The organism is Gluconacetobacter takamatsuzukensis (assembly GCF_014174275.1).
GTDB lineage: Bacteria > Pseudomonadota > Alphaproteobacteria > Acetobacterales > Acetobacteraceae > Gluconacetobacter > Gluconacetobacter takamatsuzukensis.
In genome coordinates, this window is the sequence record NZ_JABEQK010000002.1 from 202,853 (window position 1) to 219,114 (window position 16,262).

The window sequence follows — 16,262 nt, forward strand, 5'->3', positions numbered from 1 at the left end:
GAGGACCTCTCCGGTCCTGCTTAGGCCCGCCGGACTTTTCGGATCGGCCCGGCTGCTACGGGGAAATAACCCCGCGAAGATGGTTTTATTATGGCCGGCACCGGCCCCTGAACGAAAAACCCGTCGCCAGGGGCGACGGGTTTCCGCAGGATACCGACGACGGGAAGCGCCCGAACGCGTCAGATATAATGCTCCGCCAGCGGCGCGAAGCCGTTGAACCGGGTGGAGCAATAGGTCGAGACATAGGCCCCGGTCGACAGAAGCTCGATCCGGTCGCCCGATTCCAGGTCCAGCGGCAGGGCGTAGGGCGCCTTTTCGTACATGATGTCCGCGCCGTCGCAGGTCGGGCCGGCAATCGCCACCCGGCCGGAGGGCCCGCCATCATGCGGCGTGCGGATGCCGTAGCGGATCGACTCGCCCTCGGTCTCGGCCAGGCCGCCGAAACGGCCGATATCCAGATACACCCAGCGCGTGTCGTCCTTCAGCCCGCGACGCGTCACCAGCACGACCTCCGACGACACCACGCCGGCATCGCCGACGATGAAGCGCCCGGGCTCGACGATCATTTCCGGCAGGTCGTTGCCGAAATGCTCGGTCATCGCATGGCTGATCGCCAGCGCGAACCGGTCGATCTCGGGCACGTCCTCGCGGTAGCGGATCGGGAAGCCGCCGCCCAGATTGACCATGCGCAGGTTCAGCCCGGCCGCGGCCAGGTCGGTGAACAGCATGCCCACCCGCGCGATGGCGGCTTCGTACGCATCGGTCGTCGTCTGCTGGCTGCCGACATGGAACGACAGGCCGTACGGGTCCAGCCCCAGTTCGCGGGCGCGCAGCATCAGGTCGCGCGCGCTGTCCAGCGTGGTGCCGAACTTGCGCGACAGCGGCCACTCCGCACCCTCGTTCTCGACGATCAGGCGGCAATAGACGCGCGACCCCGGCGCATGACGGGCCAGCTTCTCCAGTTCCTCGATGCAGTCGAAGGCATACATCGTCACACCGGCCGCATGGGCGCTGGCAATCGCCGACACCTTCTTGACGGTGTTGCCGAACGAGATGTCCTGCGCCTGCGCCCCGGCATCGAGGCACATGCGGATCTCTTCCCACGACGCGGCGTCGAAGGCCGAGCCGAGCGACACCAGCCGGCGCAGAATCGCTTCCGCCGGATTGGCTTTCACGGCATAATAGATGCGCGCCAGCGGCAGCACATGGTGCAGCGACCGATAGCGCGCCTCGACGCGGTCGACATCGACGACGAGGCAGGGCGTGGCCGGAGCATGCTCGGCCAGAAAATGGGCGATTTTGGGAGTCATCGCACCCAAATCCCTTCTGTGAAATCCATCCGGGACTTGAGCCGGACAGGTGTTGCGAAACGGTCTAACGGACCAGCGACCAGAACCGGGCCCCGAAGGGCCCCCAATTGCCAGAACGCTTGACGTCGTTGCGTAACCTCAGAGGGCCAGTGGCACGTGCGTTGTTGCGTGGAGAGCGCATATGGGGGCAAAGCACCCGGGGCGCAACAGAAAAATCGTCCCCAACGCATGTTTTTTCGTTAGGTAGTGCAAACCCGCCGGGCGATGGCCGCCCACCCTGGGGCGCCCGTCGCCCCACACCCGACCGACGGAGCCAGCTTGATCGCCCTGCATCCCGAAAAACCCGAGCATCTTGCCCAGGCGGCCCTCGACCCGTGGCAACTCTGGCGCCCGGTCCTGCGCCGCATCCTGCGCAACCTGACCTCGGACCAGATCACCCTGGCCGCGGCAGGCTGCGCGTTCTACGCGACGCTGTCCCTGTTCCCCGCCATCAGCACCCTGATCTCGATCTACGGCCTGGTGCTGGACCCGGACACGGTGGAACCGCAGCTGGACCTGCTGCGCCACCTGCTGCCGCCCTCGGCCTTCACCCTGATCGGCGAGCGCATCCACACGCTGGCGGCCGAGCCCCATTCGTCGCTGACGCTCAACCTGATCATCTCGACCACCATCGCGCTGTGGTCGGCCTCGGCCGCCACCCGCTCGATCATCGCCGCCGTCAACATCGCCTACGGCACGACCGAGACACGGGGCTTCATCCGCTTCCAGATGGTGGCGCTGGGCATGACCCTGTGCGCGATCTGCGGCGCGGTGCTCACGCTCGCGGTCATGGTGGCGCTGCCGGTGATGATCAATTTCATCCCCGGCCGCCTCGGCCTGGCGCCGCCGCCCTGGTCGATCGAACTGCTGGTGCAGATGGGCGGCCCGATGCTGCTGCTGCTGTTCGTGCTGGTGGCCTGCACCCTGCTCTACCGGCTCGGTCCCAACCGCCCGGCCGCCCCCTGGCGCTGCGTCCTGCCCGGCTCCTGCGCGGCGACCCTGATCTGGATCGTCACCTCGGTCGGCGTGTCGTACTATATCGGCACCATCGCTCCCTACAACGCCACCTACGGCCCGCTGGGCGCGGTGGCGGCGACGATGATGTGGTTCTTCGTGACCGCCTATGTCGTCATGCTGGGCGCGGAGCTGAACGCGGGGCTGGAAGCCGAGATGGAAGAGCAGACGCGCTCCGCCCCCCCTCCATAAGCCGCCCAAGCGCGAAGAGACTGCGCCCCACGGCCGGCAACGGCCCGGGGGCCAATGCGCCCCGCAATCGGCAGTCGTTCAAAAGCGCCGCCGGCGGCAGCCCGGCGGCGGCCTCCCGTGCTTCGGTACTCAGTGGCGGCGGGTGTCGGCCGCCACGCGGCGCACGGCATGCGGCCCGGCGGCGGCAATCGCATCGGCGCTGCTGTCCGAGGCCTCGGCCTGCGCCACTTCGGTCGTCGGCGCCGTCTGGATCACGACATGGGCGGTCCCGGCGCTGAGCATCCCCAGTTGCGCCGCGGCGGCGGGCGAGAGGTCGATGATCCGGCTGCCCAGGAAGGGGCCGCGATCATTCACCGTCACCACCACCGAACGCCCGGTATCCTGCGAGCGCACCAGCACCCGCGTCCCCATCGGCAAAGTCGGATGCGCCGCCGTCAGCGCCTTGGGGTCGAACGTCGTGCCCGACGATGTCCGGCGCCGCACCTCATGGCGGGGATGGCGCATATGGCCATACCAGCTCGCGACACCCTGCTCGGACCATCCCAGGGCCGACCGGCTGGCCACCACCAGCGTGTGCGACCGCCGCGCCAGCGCCGCGCGGACCGATGCCGCCCAGGCCGTCACGGGGCGGCCATCGGCACCCGTTGCCTGGACATCGGTCGTCGCGGCGGGCGCCGCCCGGACCGGCGCCGCATCCCCCCCCTCCGCCCCTTCACGGGCGCAGGCGGCGGACACGAAGAAAACGAGGCAGAGCAGCGACAGCATCGCCTGCCCACCCGTTCGCATTCCTCGCCTTGTCCGGTGCAATTTCAACGCGCTCTCAGTCCTCTTCGGATCAGTCGGCCAGTATCGGGCGCCAATAGAGCAGTCCCGCAACCGCCGAGTCCAGTTTTTTCGCTCGCGATACCGATGCGACGGCCGGAATAGAGTCGGCGCGCCCCGGTTTTCCCGTGCCGGTTCACGTTTTCGCGGTCAATTGTGGCAAATTTCAGCCTTCATTACTGCGGCCCCTCCGCACCCCCCGCACGGGCCGGCGCAAGGGCGGCCGGGGCGGCCGCGATCATTCTCTTGGAACCGGCCGAAGGTCGTGCTACGGCGCCTGTGATGATAAAGCGCCCTCTGATCGCGGTCCTGAACGGGCCCAACCTGAACATGCTCGGAATGCGCCAACCCGAAGTCTATGGTCGCGCGACCCTGGACGACGTGGAACAGATCTGTATCCAGGCCGCCGAGCGGCTGGACGTCGCCATCGATTTCCGCCAGACCAACGGCGAGGGCGAACTGGTGTCGTGGGTGCAGGAATGCCGCAACCGCGCGCAGGGGATCGTTATCAACCCGGCCGCCTACGGCCACACCTCCATCGCCCTGCTCGACGCGCTTCTGGCCGTCGAGCTGCCGGTGATCGAGGTCCATATCTCCAACATTCACCGCCGCGAGGAATTCCGCCATCATACCTATTGCTCCCGTGCGGCCGCAGGAATCATCTGCGGTCTGGGGGTTCGTGGCTATGCCATGGCGCTTCAGGCGATGACCGACATGATTCTGGACGAGAACGATCGATGAGCCGACTGCTCGTGGACGCGGATGCCATTCGGGCATTGGCTGAAATTCTGACCGAAACCGGCCTGACCGAGATCGAGATCGCGGAGAAGGACAACCGCATCCGCGTTGCCCGCGCCGCGCCCGGCATGGTCCATGCGGTGCCCGCGGCGGCCCCGCTCGCCGCCGCCCCGGTCCCGGCCGCCTCCGCGGCGCCGGCCGACCCGGCCAAGCATCCGGGCGCCGTCACCAGCCCGATGGTCGGCGTGGCCTACCTGACGCCCGACCCCAGCGCGCCCCCCTTCGTCACCGAAGGGCAGAGCGTCACCGCCGGCCAGACCCTGATGCTGATCGAGGCGATGAAGACCTTCAACCAGATCAAGGCCCCCCGCGCCGGCACGCTGAAGAAGCTGCTGGTCGCCTCGGGCGATCCGGTCGAATTCGGCGAAGTCCTGGCCATCATAGAGTAATGTTTTCCAAGATCCTCATCGCCAATCGAGGCGAAATCGCCCTGCGGGTCCTGCGCGCGTGCCGCGAAATGGGGATCCGTACGGTCGCCGTCCATTCCACGGCCGATGCCGACGCCATGCACGTGCGCCTGGCCGACGAAGCCGTGTGCATCGGCCCGCCGGCCTCCCGCGACTCGTACCTCAACGTCGCCGCCATCCTGTCGGCCGCGACCATCACCGGGGCCGACGCGATCCACCCGGGCTACGGGTTCCTGTCCGAGAACGCCGATTTCGCCGAGACGGTCGAGGCCCACGGCCTGGCCTTCATCGGCCCGACCGGCCAGCACATCCGCATGATGGGCGACAAGATCACCGCCAAGACGACCATGCGCGCGCTCGGCGTGCCGCTGGTCCCGGGCTCCGACGGCGCCCTGGCCAGCCTGGACGAGGCCCGGGCGGTCGCGGCACAGGTCGGCTACCCGGTGCTGATCAAGGCCGCCGCCGGCGGCGGCGGGCGCGGCATGAAGGTCGCCCAGACCGCCGACGACCTGGCCGAAGCCTGGAGCGTCGCCCGCACCGAGGCCCGCGCCGCGTTCGGCAATGACGAGGTCTATCTCGAAAAATACATGGACCGGCCCCGGCATATCGAGCTGCAGATCCTGGCCGACACCCATGGCAACGTCGTGCATTTCGGCGAGCGCGACTGCTCGCTCCAGCGGCGCCACCAGAAGCTGCTGGAAGAAGCCGGCTCCCCGGCCCTGACGGCCGAGCAGCGCGACGCGATCGGCGCCACCGCCACGGCGGCGCTGCGCAAGCTGGGCTACCGCAACGCCGGCACGCTGGAATTCCTGTACCAGGACGGCCAGTTCTGCTTCATCGAGATGAACACCCGCCTGCAGGTGGAACATCCGGTGACGGAAATGCTGTGCGACGTCGACCTGGTGCGCGAGCAGATCCGCATCGCCGCCGGCGAGCCGCTGGGCTACGACCAGCCGGACATCCAGTTCAACGGCCACGCCATCGAATGCCGCATCAATGCCGAGGACCCGGCGACCTTCATGCCCACCCCCGGCACGGTGACGGTCTATCACCCGCCCGGCGGCCTGGGCGTGCGCATCGACAGCGCGCTGTACGCGGGCTATCGCGTGCCGCCCTATTACGACAGCATGATCGGCAAGCTGATCGTCCACGCCCCCACCCGGGCCGAGGCGATCGCACGGATGCGCCGCGCGCTGGACGAATTCGTGATCGACGGCGTCAAGACGGTGATCCCGCTGCACCGCAAGATCCTCGACGATCCCGAATTCCAGAAGGGCGATTACACCATCCACTGGCTGGAACGCTTCGTCGCCGCGCAGGGTTAAAGGCCAGGGCCCTGCCCTGGACCCGGCAGGGCCCGAGGCCCTGCACCCCAATTATTTGATAACGACTGGGTTTCCAAAGGGCGGAGTTGGCCAAGGTTCCGTCGGCCGGAACGGCCGATGGAATGCCGACGGAGGGGACTGCCCTTTGGCGGGTCAAGGGCAGAGCCCTTGATTAAGCCCCCTCAACCCAAAGCCGTATCCAGATACGGGCTCGACGCGTCGAAGAACAGCCGGTTGGTATCCAGTTCGTAGGAAATCACGTTCAGGCTGGCCAGCGCGCGGTCCATCTCCATCCGCACGCCCAGATTGGCCTCGTGCCCGGCCTCGGCCGCGATCCGCTGGCTGGCCAGCTTGGCGGCGCGGGCGGTCCGGCCGTAATGGCCGCCATAGCGGCCGCTGAACTGTTCCATGCGGCCCATCATGGCCTCGATCACCTGGCTAGCGGCAACCGGCAGCAGGTTCCGCGCCAGGATCCGGCGCAGGCGGATGATGTTCAGGCCGATGGTCATGGCCGAGAGCGTGCCTTGCAGATAGGCATCGATCACCGGCTCCGGCGTCTCCCCGGCATTGGTCAGCAGGCGCACGAAACGGTCCACGTTCCGCTCGACCACGAAGATGGTGGTGGGCAGGCTGGGCGACCGCGCGACATGCCGCAGACCCTTCAGGATCTCGGTCCGCATCTGCCAGCGCATGGCATTGATATCGTTCGGCAAGACCAGCCGAAACGTCCACATCGCATACCATAGCGCCAGGATCAGCGGCATGGCGGTGTTGAAGAACGTGATCTCGTCCAGCCGCCCCTGATTGTCCGGCCCCAGCAGGATGGGCAGGAACAGGTTGTACGACACGGCGGCCAGGATGATGGTGGGATAGGCAAAGGCCAGCCCGCCCGCCAGCATCGGCAGGGTCAGGCAGAGGGACAGGATCTCGACGGTCGAGGGCGTGGCCAGCGTCCACAGCACCAGCACCGCCGACACGCCCACCGCCCACATGGCCCCGGTCAGGAAGGCCTGCGTCGCCAGCGCCGGCTTTTCCAGCGTCGAGAACAGGCTGCACACGATCGAGACGAACATCAGGAACAGCAGCCCGACCGACCAGCCGGTGGTGATCCAGATCACCCCGGCGCCGAAGATGGTGACCGAGGCCCGCAGGCTGTTGGCCCCCGCCAGCCGCCAGTCGCGGAAGGTCTTGATGCGATAGTGGAAATGGTCGTGCGGCAGGGGCCGCATGCTGGCTTCGAACTGGGTGATCGCCCCTTCCAGGTCCTCCAGCATGGCATCGAGCGCATGATGCAGCATGCGCTGCCATTGCAGGCCCCGCGCCACGTCCTCGCCGACCGGGGCCTGGCTGTCGCTGCCCATCTCGGCCCCCAGCGAATCCGCGATCGCCTGGCGGCAGGTGGCGCGCAGTCCCGCCAGTTGCAGCAGGCTGGGCTCGATGGCACCGGCCTCCAATTGGGCGGGCAGGGCCAGCAGGAAGGTCCGCACCGATTGCGCGGTGGTGCTGAACGTGTCGCCTTCCGCATGGCCGGGCATGTGCAGCAGCGCCGACAGGTCCAGCCCGCGCGACAGCAGCACCGCCACCCGCGCCAGCGCGGCGCGGGCATGGTCGCCCTCGTGCCCGTGATGGCGGCCCATCTCGACCTCGGCGAACTCGATCTGGTCGCTCAGCGAGGTAATGGTCGAAAATACGCCCCGCGCCCGCGTCAGGGCCAGCCCGTCGCCCCCCAGCAGGTCCGCCAGCGCGCGGGCGGCGCCGTCGATGGCGGTCAGGAAATTATGCGCCAGCCGGTCGCGCGCCCGCTCGCCCAGCCGGAACTGGAACAGCGAGGAAACCGAGCTTTCCAGCACGATGCCCAGCACGATATAGGTCGCGCGCGCCATGGCGATCTGGAAGATATGTTCCGGGTCGGCAATGCCGTCCAGCGCGATGATGGCGTAGGTAAAGCCGCTGGCCCGCATCCCGTGGATGCGATAGTTGGTCATGGTCGCGGGCCCGGGCAGCAGGGTCCCCACGAAGCAGAACAGCCCGATCCCGACCGCCAGCAGCAGGATGAACAAAAGCGGCTGCTGCGGGCACGCCGCCACCAGCGCCACGGCGAAGATCGTGCCGACGACCATGCCGAACAGATGCCACCGCGCCTTGGCGACGCTCTTGCCGCGCGTGCCCTGCGCGACCATCCACACGGTCAGGGCGGCCCATTGCGGGCTGCCCAGCTCCCACCACAGGGCGATGCCCAGCGCGATCAGCGAGGTGATCGTGGTCCGCAGCGCATAGCCGAATGTCAGCAGGTCGGGGGCGTAAAGCCAGCGCAGGCGGTCCTGCCGGCGGGGAAGCCCCGACCAGAGCTGGGACCACAAATCGCGTAGCCGGGCCAGATCAGGGGTCAGCGACGGCTCGCGGCTCTTCATCCCGGCATCCATGCTCCTGCACCGCGCCCACCGCCGGACGGTGGCTTCATCCCTCTATGGAAGACTGTCCGCAAAACCACCCCGCGCGGCACGCGCGCCCGGCAGGCCGGCTTTCCGGACAACCCCTTATTAGATCACTCTTAGAACACCGCGCCATCCACGGACAGCACGGTGAACCGAATAACAGAGGTCATGAAACCGTGTTCTTCCGGCCGGCGGGGCGGCCGGGTGCATCGTCAATCGTCGTACGAGACCAGGGCCTTGACCGGCACGTCCAGCCGCGCCCGGCCGCCGAGCGCGCGCAGTTCCACCAGCACCGAGGCACCGACGACATTCGCGCCGACCTTGCGCAGCAGCGCGATCGAGGCCGCGAGCGTCCCGCCCGTCGCCAGCAGGTCATCCATCACCACGACGCGCTGCCCGGGCACGATGGCATCGGCCTGGATGTGCAGCGTGTCGCTGCCATATTCCAGCTCGTAGGAGTGCGACACCGTCGCGCCCGGCAGCTTGCCCGGCTTGCGCAGCATCACCAGGCCGCAGCCCAGCCGGCTGGCCAGCGGGGCGGCGGTCAGGAACCCGCGCGATTCGATCGCGGCCAGCATGTCCGGCGCCCAGGGGGCCACCTCATGCGTCACCCGGCCCATCGCCACCTGCCACGCATCCGCGTTCCGCATCAGGGTGGAGATATCGTAGAACAGGATACCCGGCTTCGGAAAATCCGGAATGCCGCGAATGTGCTGCTTCAGGTCCATCGTGGCGGTCGTCATGTCCGTGTCCAAATCCATCCCGTAATAAACCGAATTCCATGGCGAAAGCCGGCCCGGACGCACCGTCCGGGCCGGAAAAACCGCCGTGCTGTAGCTAGCGCGCCGCCACCGTCGCCCGCAAGCCCGGCAGCGGCGTCAAGGGTGGCCGCATCAATGGACCAGCGGCGCGGCGCCCGGCGCCTCTCCGTCCATGTGCACCGCGTCGGTATCGCCCACCGGGCGCGCGGGCCGCAGCAGCACCATCAGCAGCATGATGATGGCACCCAGCAGCATCACGCCGGCCATCGGCACCGGCGTGGTGCGCGGCAGCATGCCCACCAGCGCGCCGGCGATCGCACCCAGCACATATTGCAGCGTGCCGATGAAGGCCGAGGCACTGCCGGCCAGGCGCGGATGGTCGGCCATCGCCCCCACGGCGGCATTCGGCCCGATGATGCCGGTCGTGCCCAGCGCGACCATCATCGTCAGGATCAGCGGCACCAGCCCCAGCCCGTGCGGCACCGCGCCGCCCCGGATCGCGAAGGCCATGACGACCGACACCACCAGCATCCCCACCGTGCCCAGCACCGCGGTGCCCACCGACATGCCCAGGATACGCCCGGCATCGATCCGCCCCACCAGCACCCCGTTCAGCTGCGAAGCCCCGATCATGCAGACGGCAAACACCCCGAACAGCATGCCGAACCCGGCGGGCGTGAAGCCGAACAGATGGATGAAGACCGACGGCGCGGCCGACAGGTAGGTAAACGACATGAAGCAGCCGAACCCGGCGATCATGGCATTGGTGATGAACCCCCGGTCGCGCGCCAGCGTCACATAGCGGCTGGCCAGCGCAAGCGGCGACAGGATGCTGCGCTCGCGCTCCGGCAGGGTCTCGGGCAGCACCCGCGCCACCAGCGCGGTACAGACCAGCCCATAGGCCGCCGAGGCCCAGAAGATCGACCGCCAGGTAGTGAAGGACAGCACGAAGCCGCCCAGCGTCGGCGCCAGCACCGGCACCACGCCCATCACCAGCACCAGCCGCGACATCAGGCGCGCGGCCTCGTTGCCGTACGAGATATCGCGCACGCAGGCACTCGGAATCACCAGGCTGGCCGAGGCCCCCAGCGACGCCAGCAGCCGAAAGCTGGAAAAGGTCCAGATATCGCCCGCCAGCGCGCAGCCGACCGAGGCCAGCGTATAGATCAGGGTGCCGATCAGCATCGGCATGCGCCGCCCGAACCGGTCCGACAACGGCCCCATCGTGATCTGCCCGACGGCAAGGCCGACGAACCAGATCGCCAGGGTCATTTCCGCCGAGCCCGCCGGGGCGTGCAGCGACGCTTCCAGCGCCGGGAAGGCGGGAAGGTAGATATCCGTCGATACCGGCCCCACAGCCGTCAGAAACCCGAGCAGGATGGCGATCCAGTTCATGGGCCGGGAAGCGGAGGCGGTGGCAGGGGCATCGTCGGATCTCGCGGCTATCGCGGATGGCGCCATCGGCGGCACTCCATATAGAGATCGTCGGGACCTACTATCTCAGCGTGTCACCGTTTTTCATCATATAAATACTGTAAGGCTGCATTTCGCCTGACGCGGTGCATACGCGCAACAGCGTCGGCGACGCCGCCCCTCCCCGACATCAGGCGGGCGGAACAGGGCCGCAAGATGGCCCTTTCACGGCATGTCGGGGGCATTTCCCGCATCCCCCTCCCGCGCCGCCATGCGCCGCGCCAGCCACAGGCCCAGCCCGGCCGAGGCCGCGAACAGCAGCCCCGCCAGCACCACCTGCCACCCGTGGCCGATCCGCGCGCCCCCCCCCAGCAGCACGAAGACCACCGTCTGCGGCAGGCTGCCCAGCAGCGTCGCCAGCACGAACGGCCCGAACCCCGCCCCCGAAACCCCGGCCAGCAGGTTCAGCATCAGCGCCGAGCCCACAGGCAGCAGCCGCATGGTCAGGATGGCGGAAAACGGATGCGCGGTGACGAACCCGTCCAGCCGGGCCAGCCGCCCGCCCAGCCGCCGCCGCACGCTCGCCCGCCCCACGCCGCGCGCCCAGCCGAACCCGCTGACGGCCCCCGCCAGCGTGGCCAGGCTGGCCATCACGATGCCCTCGGGCGCGCCATACGCCACCCCGGCGGCAAAGCAGACCAATTGGCGCGGCAGCCCCACGGCACAGATCGCCGAGCCCGCCAGCAGAAAGACCAGCCGCCCCGACACGCCGCCGCGCAGCAGCGCGGTATCGCCCAGCACCCCACGCAGCCCGGGCGCATAGCGCAGGGCCAGCCCCGCCAGCAGGCAGGCGGCCACCATCAGCGCCGGCCGCGCCAGCACCGCCAGCCCGCCGGCGCGCGCAGGCCGGGCAACCGCGCCGTCGCTCAACCCGCACACCGCACGAAACAGGGCGCGAAACAGGGAAGGAAAGGGGCCACGGCGTCAGGTCCGATGCTGGAATCATTCATGGCATGACGGGGAGAAGCACGCCCCGGCAGCCGGGGGCCGGGCCATGCACTAGCATCCGCTTGCGACCGGCGGCAAGGCGGGTCTAAATCCACCTCATGTCCGTACATACCATCCCGCAATCCGCCGCCCGCCGCGCCGGAGCCTCGTCCGTCACGCTCCGCAACCGGGCGCGCATCTCCACGTGGCTGTTCGTGATCTGTTTCATGCTCATCGGCATGATCGCGCTGGGCGGCTATACGCGCCTGACGGGCTCGGGCCTGTCGATCATGGACTGGCGGCCGGTCACGGGCATGATCCCGCCCCTGTCCCATGCGGAGTGGGAACGCCAGTTCGCGCTCTACCAGACCATCCCGCAATACAAGATCCTGCATGACGGGTTCGGGCTGGCGGGCTTCCAACAGATCTTCTGGGCGGAATGGACCCACCGGTTCTGGGGCCGGCTGATCGGGCTGGTGCTGCTGCTGCCCCTGATCTGGTTCGCGGTCACGGGCGCGCTGACGCGCGGGCTGATCGCGCGGCTGCTGCTGTTCTTCGTGCTGGGCGGGCTGCAAGGGGCGGTGGGCTGGTTCATGGTCGCCTCGGGCTTCGACCAGAACAGCACGGCGGTCGAGCCGGTGCGGCTGGTGCTGCATCTGTGCTGCGCCTTCGCGCTGTATATCGCCATCCTCTGGACGGCGCTGTCGGTCCGCACGCCGGTCCCCCCCTTCATTCCCGGCACGGCGGCGGCGGTACGGACAAGGCGCCTGGTCTGGTGCGCCACCATCCTGATCGGCATCACCATCATCGCCGGCGGCTTTACCGCTGGCACCCATGCGGGCTTCGCCTACAACACCTTCCCGCTGATGGAAGGGCACCTGGTCCCGCAGGGCTACGCCAAGCTCTCGCCGTTCTGGATGAACTGGTTCGCCAACATCCCCGCCGTCCAGTTCGACCACCGGCTGCTGGCCACCGTCACCGCGCTGGTCATCGGCGCCACGGTGCTCAGCGGCCTGCGCACGCCCCAGTTGGGCAAGCCGGCGCAAAGCATCCTGATGCTACTGGGCTGGGCGGTTCTGATCCAGTACGCCCTGGGCGTCACCACCCTGCTGCTGGTCGTGCCCGCCTGGGCCGGCACCGTGCACCAGACCTGGGGCGCCGTTTTGCTGACCGTCGCCATCGTGGCCCTGCACCGGCTTCGCGGCGTCGGCCGCGTCTGACGCCGGCACGACAGGCGGCGCAACAGGCACCGGCGCGGCAGGCGACCCGGCGGCCGGCGGCGGCACGGCCGGCCCGGCCGCAGCCGGGGGTGGATTAACGGCCGACGGCGCCACCGAGGGCGGCGTGGCCGCCGGATAGCGGTTCATCAGCCCCAGTAGCGTGCCGTTGGTCCAGCCGAACCCGATCTGCATCGGATATTCGCCGCCCCCCGCCCCGCCCATGGGGCTGATCGACGGGTTCACCACGTCGTATTTCTCCAGCAGCACGCCCGATTGCTGATAGGTCGTGACCACCCGCGCCATCCACCGCGCGGCGATCTCGCGCGCCAGCTCGTCCTCGCCGTAGCGGGCCAGCCCCATGATGGCCATCCATTCCTCGGGCGCCCAGCCGTTCGGCGCATCCCATTGCTGGCCGGTGGCCAGCTCGGTCGTGACCAGCCCCCCGGCCCGCAACAGCCGGGCCCGGACCGTCGCCGCCACCATCCGCGCCTGGTCGGGCGTCGCCACCTCCAGGAACAGCGGCACCAGCGTCGCCGTCGACAGCACCGGCGACAGCGCCCGCTTCGTCCAGTCGTAATCGAAGAACGCCCCCTGCGCCGGGTCCCACGACACGCGGCGGATGGCCGCGATCCGCTCGGTCGCAAGCTGCGCATAATGCTGCGCCTGCGCCTGGTCGCCCCGCACCTCATAGGCATGGGCCAGCGTCTGTTGCAGATGCGCGATCAGGCTGTTCAGGTCCACCGGCAGCAGGTCGACGGTATGGATGGTGGTCAGCGTATGGCCGTCGGCCAGCCAGCGCGAGGAATAATCCCACCCGCTTTCCGCCCCGGCGCGCAGGTTGCGATAAATTTCGGCGGCCGGCCGGTCGGAGGCCGCGGCCGTGGCGATATCCTGCGGATAGCTCTCGTCGCGCGGCGTGTCCCGGTCGTCCCAGTGGCGGTTCATCACCGTGCCGTCCGCCAGCCGCACGACCCGGCGATGCGCGGTGCCGGGCGCCAGCCCGTCTTCCCCCTCCATCCAGTACGCGTATTCGCGCTGCAATTCCGGCAGGAACGTCACATAGGTCTGCGGCCCGTCATGCCGCGCCAGCAGGTCGACCATCAGCGCGAAGAACGGCGGCTCGGACCGGCTCAGATAATAGGTACGGCTGCCATTGGGCATATGCCCGTACCCGTCGATCAGCGAGGCGATGTCCCGCACCGTGCCGCGCAGCAGGTCGAACCGCCCGGTCTCCGACAGCCCGATCAGCGTGAAATAGGAATCCCAGTAATAAAGCTCGCGGAACCGCCCGCCCGGCACGACATAGGCCTCGGGCAGCGGCAGCAGCGACGCATAGGCCGGGGGCCGGTCCGGCGGCCGGCTCAGCACGTCCCACATCCCGTCGATATATTCGCGCACGCTCTCGTCCTGATGCCGGCGATAGGACACCAGCCGCTGCTGCGGCACCGAGAAATGCTGGGCCACGAAACTGTTGAGGTCGAACCCCGACTGCCCCTTCGCCTGCTCGTACGTCGCCAGCAGGTCGCCGGGCGCCCGGTCGGGCACGGCATCGGCCGCCGTCTTGGCATCGGCGAAGATATGGGCGGCGGAAATGGCGGCAAACAGCCCATCCAGCGCGATCGAAGGCGGCAGCAGGTCGGGGACCGATGCAGCGGGCGCCGATACAGGCGCCGCTGCCGGCGCGGGCGCCGCCACCGGCACCTCCGCCATCGCCGGCGGCAAGCCGGGCAGCGCCAGCCAGGCAGCCAGCAGCACGACCCCGCGCGACCCCGCGCGGCGGGAAGAATGGGGCATGGTGGAACCGCGACCGGGCCTGACGGCGCGTCGCACCGGAAGATCTAGCGTCACCAGGCGGGAAATCCTCGTTCGTTCAGCGTGTTGGCGGGACAGAATGCCCTGCGGTGCCGAAGGCGCATAAGAAAAACGACCCGGATGGCACGAAGTTCATCTGCCGGACGGAAGACGGCGCCACTGGTCAAGCGCCCGCTTTCGTCCCACATCGGAATACGATTATGAATCGCCGCAGGGCCTGGCACCCCCAGCCCCCGTTCCCGCGCACCGTCCGGAGTCCGCCCCCGATGACCCTCACCGACCAGATCCTGAATCCGCTGACGGCGACAGACCGGCTGTTCTTCGACCGCGCGGGCGCCACGCTCGACCGCTCGGGGACCGAGGCCCTGGTCCGCCGCACGCTGGACGGCATGGACGACGGCGAACTGTTCCTGGAATATCGCGAGAGCGAGTTCATCTCGCTCGATGACGGGGTCATCCGCTCCGCCACCTTCGACACCTCGTCCGGCTTCGGCCTGCGCGCGATCCTGGGCGAGGAAACCGGCTTCGCCCATTCCGACGAGCTGAGCGAATCGGCCCTGAAACGCGCGGTCGACACGGTGACGCAGGTCCGCGCCGGCCGCTCCGGCACCATGGCGGCCGCCCCGCAGGCCACCAACCAGCGCCTGTACGGCGACGCCAACCCCCTGGGTGACACCGATTTCGCCTCCCGCGCCGCCCTTCTCTCGGCGCTCGATACCTACGCCCGCGCCCGCGACCCGCGCGTGGTACAGGTGTCCGCCTCGCTGGCGGCGGAATGGCAGGCGGTGCAGATCGTCCGCGGCGATGGCACCCGCGTCGCCGACCTCCGCCCGCTGGTGCGGCTCAACGTCTCGGTGGTGGTCGAGCGCGACGGTCGGCGCGAGAGCGGCGGCCACGGCATGGGCGGCCGCTACGCCTACACCCGCCTGCTGGACGAGGCGGTGTGGAAGGGCGCGGTCGACGAAGCCCTGCGCATGGCCCTGGTCAATCTCGACGCCGTACCCGCCCCGGCGGGCGAGATGGAAGTCGTGCTGGGCGCGGGCTGGCCGGGCATCCTGCTGCACGAGGCCGTGGGCCACGGGCTGGAAGGCGATTTCAACCGCAAGGGCACCTCCGCCTTCGCCGGGCTGATGGGCCAGCGCGTGGCCGCCCCCGGCGTCACGGTGGTCGATGACGGCACCCTGCCCGAACGGCGCGGCAGCCTGACGGTTGACGACGAGGGCACGCCCTCGGGCCGCACCGTGCTGATCGAGGACGGCATCCTGACCGGCTACCTGCAGGACCGGATGAACGCGCGGCTGATGGGCGTGCGCCCCACCGGCAACGGCAGGCGCCAATCCTACGCCCACGCCCCGATGCCGCGCATGACCAACACCATCATGCTGGGCGGCACCGCCACGACCGAGGAGATGATCCGCTCCACCCGGCGCGGCCTCTACGCGGTCAATTTCGGCGGCGGCCAGGTCGACATCACCTCGGGCAAGTTCGTCTTCGCGGCCTCGGAAGCCTATCTGATCGAAGACGGCAAGGTCACGGCACCTGTGCGCGGCGCCACCCTCATCGGCAACGGCGCCGACGCGATGACCAAGGTGTCCATGATCGGCGGCGACATGGCGCTTGACCCCGGCATCGGCACTTGCGGTAAAAGTGGGCAGGGCGTGCCGGTCGGCGTCGGCCAGCCGACCCTGAAGATGACCGGCCTCACGGTCGGCGGCACCGGTAAATAG

General features: G+C 68.8%; 12 protein-coding genes and 1 pseudogene. 6 read left to right on the plus strand and 7 right to left on the minus strand.

Annotated elements, in window-relative coordinates; genetic code table 11:
• Nucleotides 1-179 precede the first annotated feature (179 nt).
• Nucleotides 180-1,310, minus strand: coding sequence for a type III PLP-dependent enzyme (locus tag HLH27_RS03275; protein ID WP_182947756.1), 1,131 nt, complete (start codon nt 1,308-1,310; stop codon nt 180-182).
• Between the two features lie 318 nt (nt 1,311-1,628).
• Here HLH27_RS03275 and HLH27_RS03280 point away from each other — a divergent pair, with 318 nt between their 5' ends.
• Nucleotides 1,629-2,555, plus strand: coding sequence for a YihY/virulence factor BrkB family protein (locus HLH27_RS03280; protein ID WP_408870776.1), 927 nt, complete (start codon nt 1,629-1,631; stop codon nt 2,553-2,555).
• A gap of 129 nt (nt 2,556-2,684) precedes the next feature.
• On the opposite strand, the gene HLH27_RS03285 is transcribed toward HLH27_RS03280, so the two are convergent.
• Complete coding sequence (locus tag HLH27_RS03285) at nt 2,685-3,341, minus strand: septal ring lytic transglycosylase RlpA family protein (protein WP_246375401.1); 657 nt, start codon at nt 3,339-3,341, stop codon at nt 2,685-2,687.
• Nucleotides 3,342-3,659: 318 nt separating this feature from the next.
• Here HLH27_RS03285 and aroQ point away from each other — a divergent pair, with 318 nt between their 5' ends.
• From aroQ to accC, 3 genes are read left to right on the plus strand one after another with little or no spacing between them, the layout of a single operon-like run.
• Complete coding sequence (gene aroQ / locus HLH27_RS03290) at nt 3,660-4,118, plus strand: type II 3-dehydroquinate dehydratase (protein ID WP_182947759.1); 459 nt, start codon at nt 3,660-3,662, stop codon at nt 4,116-4,118.
• On the plus strand, nt 4,115-4,564 hold the full coding sequence (locus HLH27_RS03295) for an acetyl-CoA carboxylase biotin carboxyl carrier protein (RefSeq protein WP_182947760.1): 450 nt from the start codon (nt 4,115-4,117) through the stop codon (nt 4,562-4,564). The genes aroQ and HLH27_RS03295 overlap by 4 nt, the downstream gene beginning before the upstream one ends.
• Nucleotides 4,564-5,907: an acetyl-CoA carboxylase biotin carboxylase subunit gene (accC, locus tag HLH27_RS03300; RefSeq protein WP_182947762.1), complete on the plus strand. Its 1,344-nt coding sequence runs from the start codon at nt 4,564-4,566 to the stop codon at nt 5,905-5,907. The genes HLH27_RS03295 and accC overlap by 1 nt, the downstream gene beginning before the upstream one ends.
• Nucleotides 5,908-6,089: 182 nt before the next feature.
• Here the strand turns inward: accC and HLH27_RS03305 are convergent, their stop codons facing one another.
• The 4 genes from HLH27_RS03305 to HLH27_RS03320 all read right to left on the minus strand — a co-directional run bounded on the left by HLH27_RS03305 (nt 6,090) and on the right by HLH27_RS03320 (nt 11,446).
• On the minus strand, nt 6,090-8,318 hold the full coding sequence (locus HLH27_RS03305) for an FUSC family protein (protein WP_182947763.1): 2,229 nt from the start codon (nt 8,316-8,318) through the stop codon (nt 6,090-6,092).
• 236 nt (nt 8,319-8,554) lie between these two features.
• A complete protein-coding gene (locus HLH27_RS03310; RefSeq protein WP_182947764.1) occupies nt 8,555-9,085 on the minus strand; it encodes an adenine phosphoribosyltransferase in 531 nt (176 codons plus the stop codon).
• A gap of 150 nt (nt 9,086-9,235) precedes the next feature.
• Entirely contained in the window at nt 9,236-10,564 is a 1,329-nt protein-coding gene (locus tag HLH27_RS03315) for a multidrug effflux MFS transporter (protein WP_182947765.1), read from the minus strand.
• Nucleotides 10,565-10,741: 177 nt separating this feature from the next.
• On the minus strand, nt 10,742-11,446 hold the full coding sequence (locus HLH27_RS03320; protein WP_246375402.1) for a TVP38/TMEM64 family protein: 705 nt from the start codon (nt 11,444-11,446) through the stop codon (nt 10,742-10,744).
• Nucleotides 11,447-11,730: 284 nt separating this feature from the next.
• On the opposite strand from HLH27_RS03320, the gene HLH27_RS16995 reads away from it, so the two are divergent.
• Nucleotides 11,731-12,723 carry a COX15/CtaA family protein gene (locus HLH27_RS16995; protein ID WP_408870783.1) on the plus strand — a complete coding sequence of 331 codons (993 nt, stop codon included), beginning with the start codon at nt 11,731-11,733 and terminating at the stop codon, nt 12,721-12,723.
• A gap of 192 nt (nt 12,724-12,915) precedes the next feature.
• Here the strand turns inward: HLH27_RS16995 and treA are convergent.
• A pseudogene (treA, locus tag HLH27_RS03325) lies at nt 12,916-14,517 on the minus strand (alpha,alpha-trehalase TreA); the annotation flags it as partial.
• 284 nt (nt 14,518-14,801) lie between these two features.
• Between treA and tldD the strand changes: the two are divergent.
• Complete coding sequence (gene tldD / locus HLH27_RS03330) at nt 14,802-16,262, plus strand: metalloprotease TldD (protein WP_182947769.1); 1,461 nt, start codon at nt 14,802-14,804, stop codon at nt 16,260-16,262.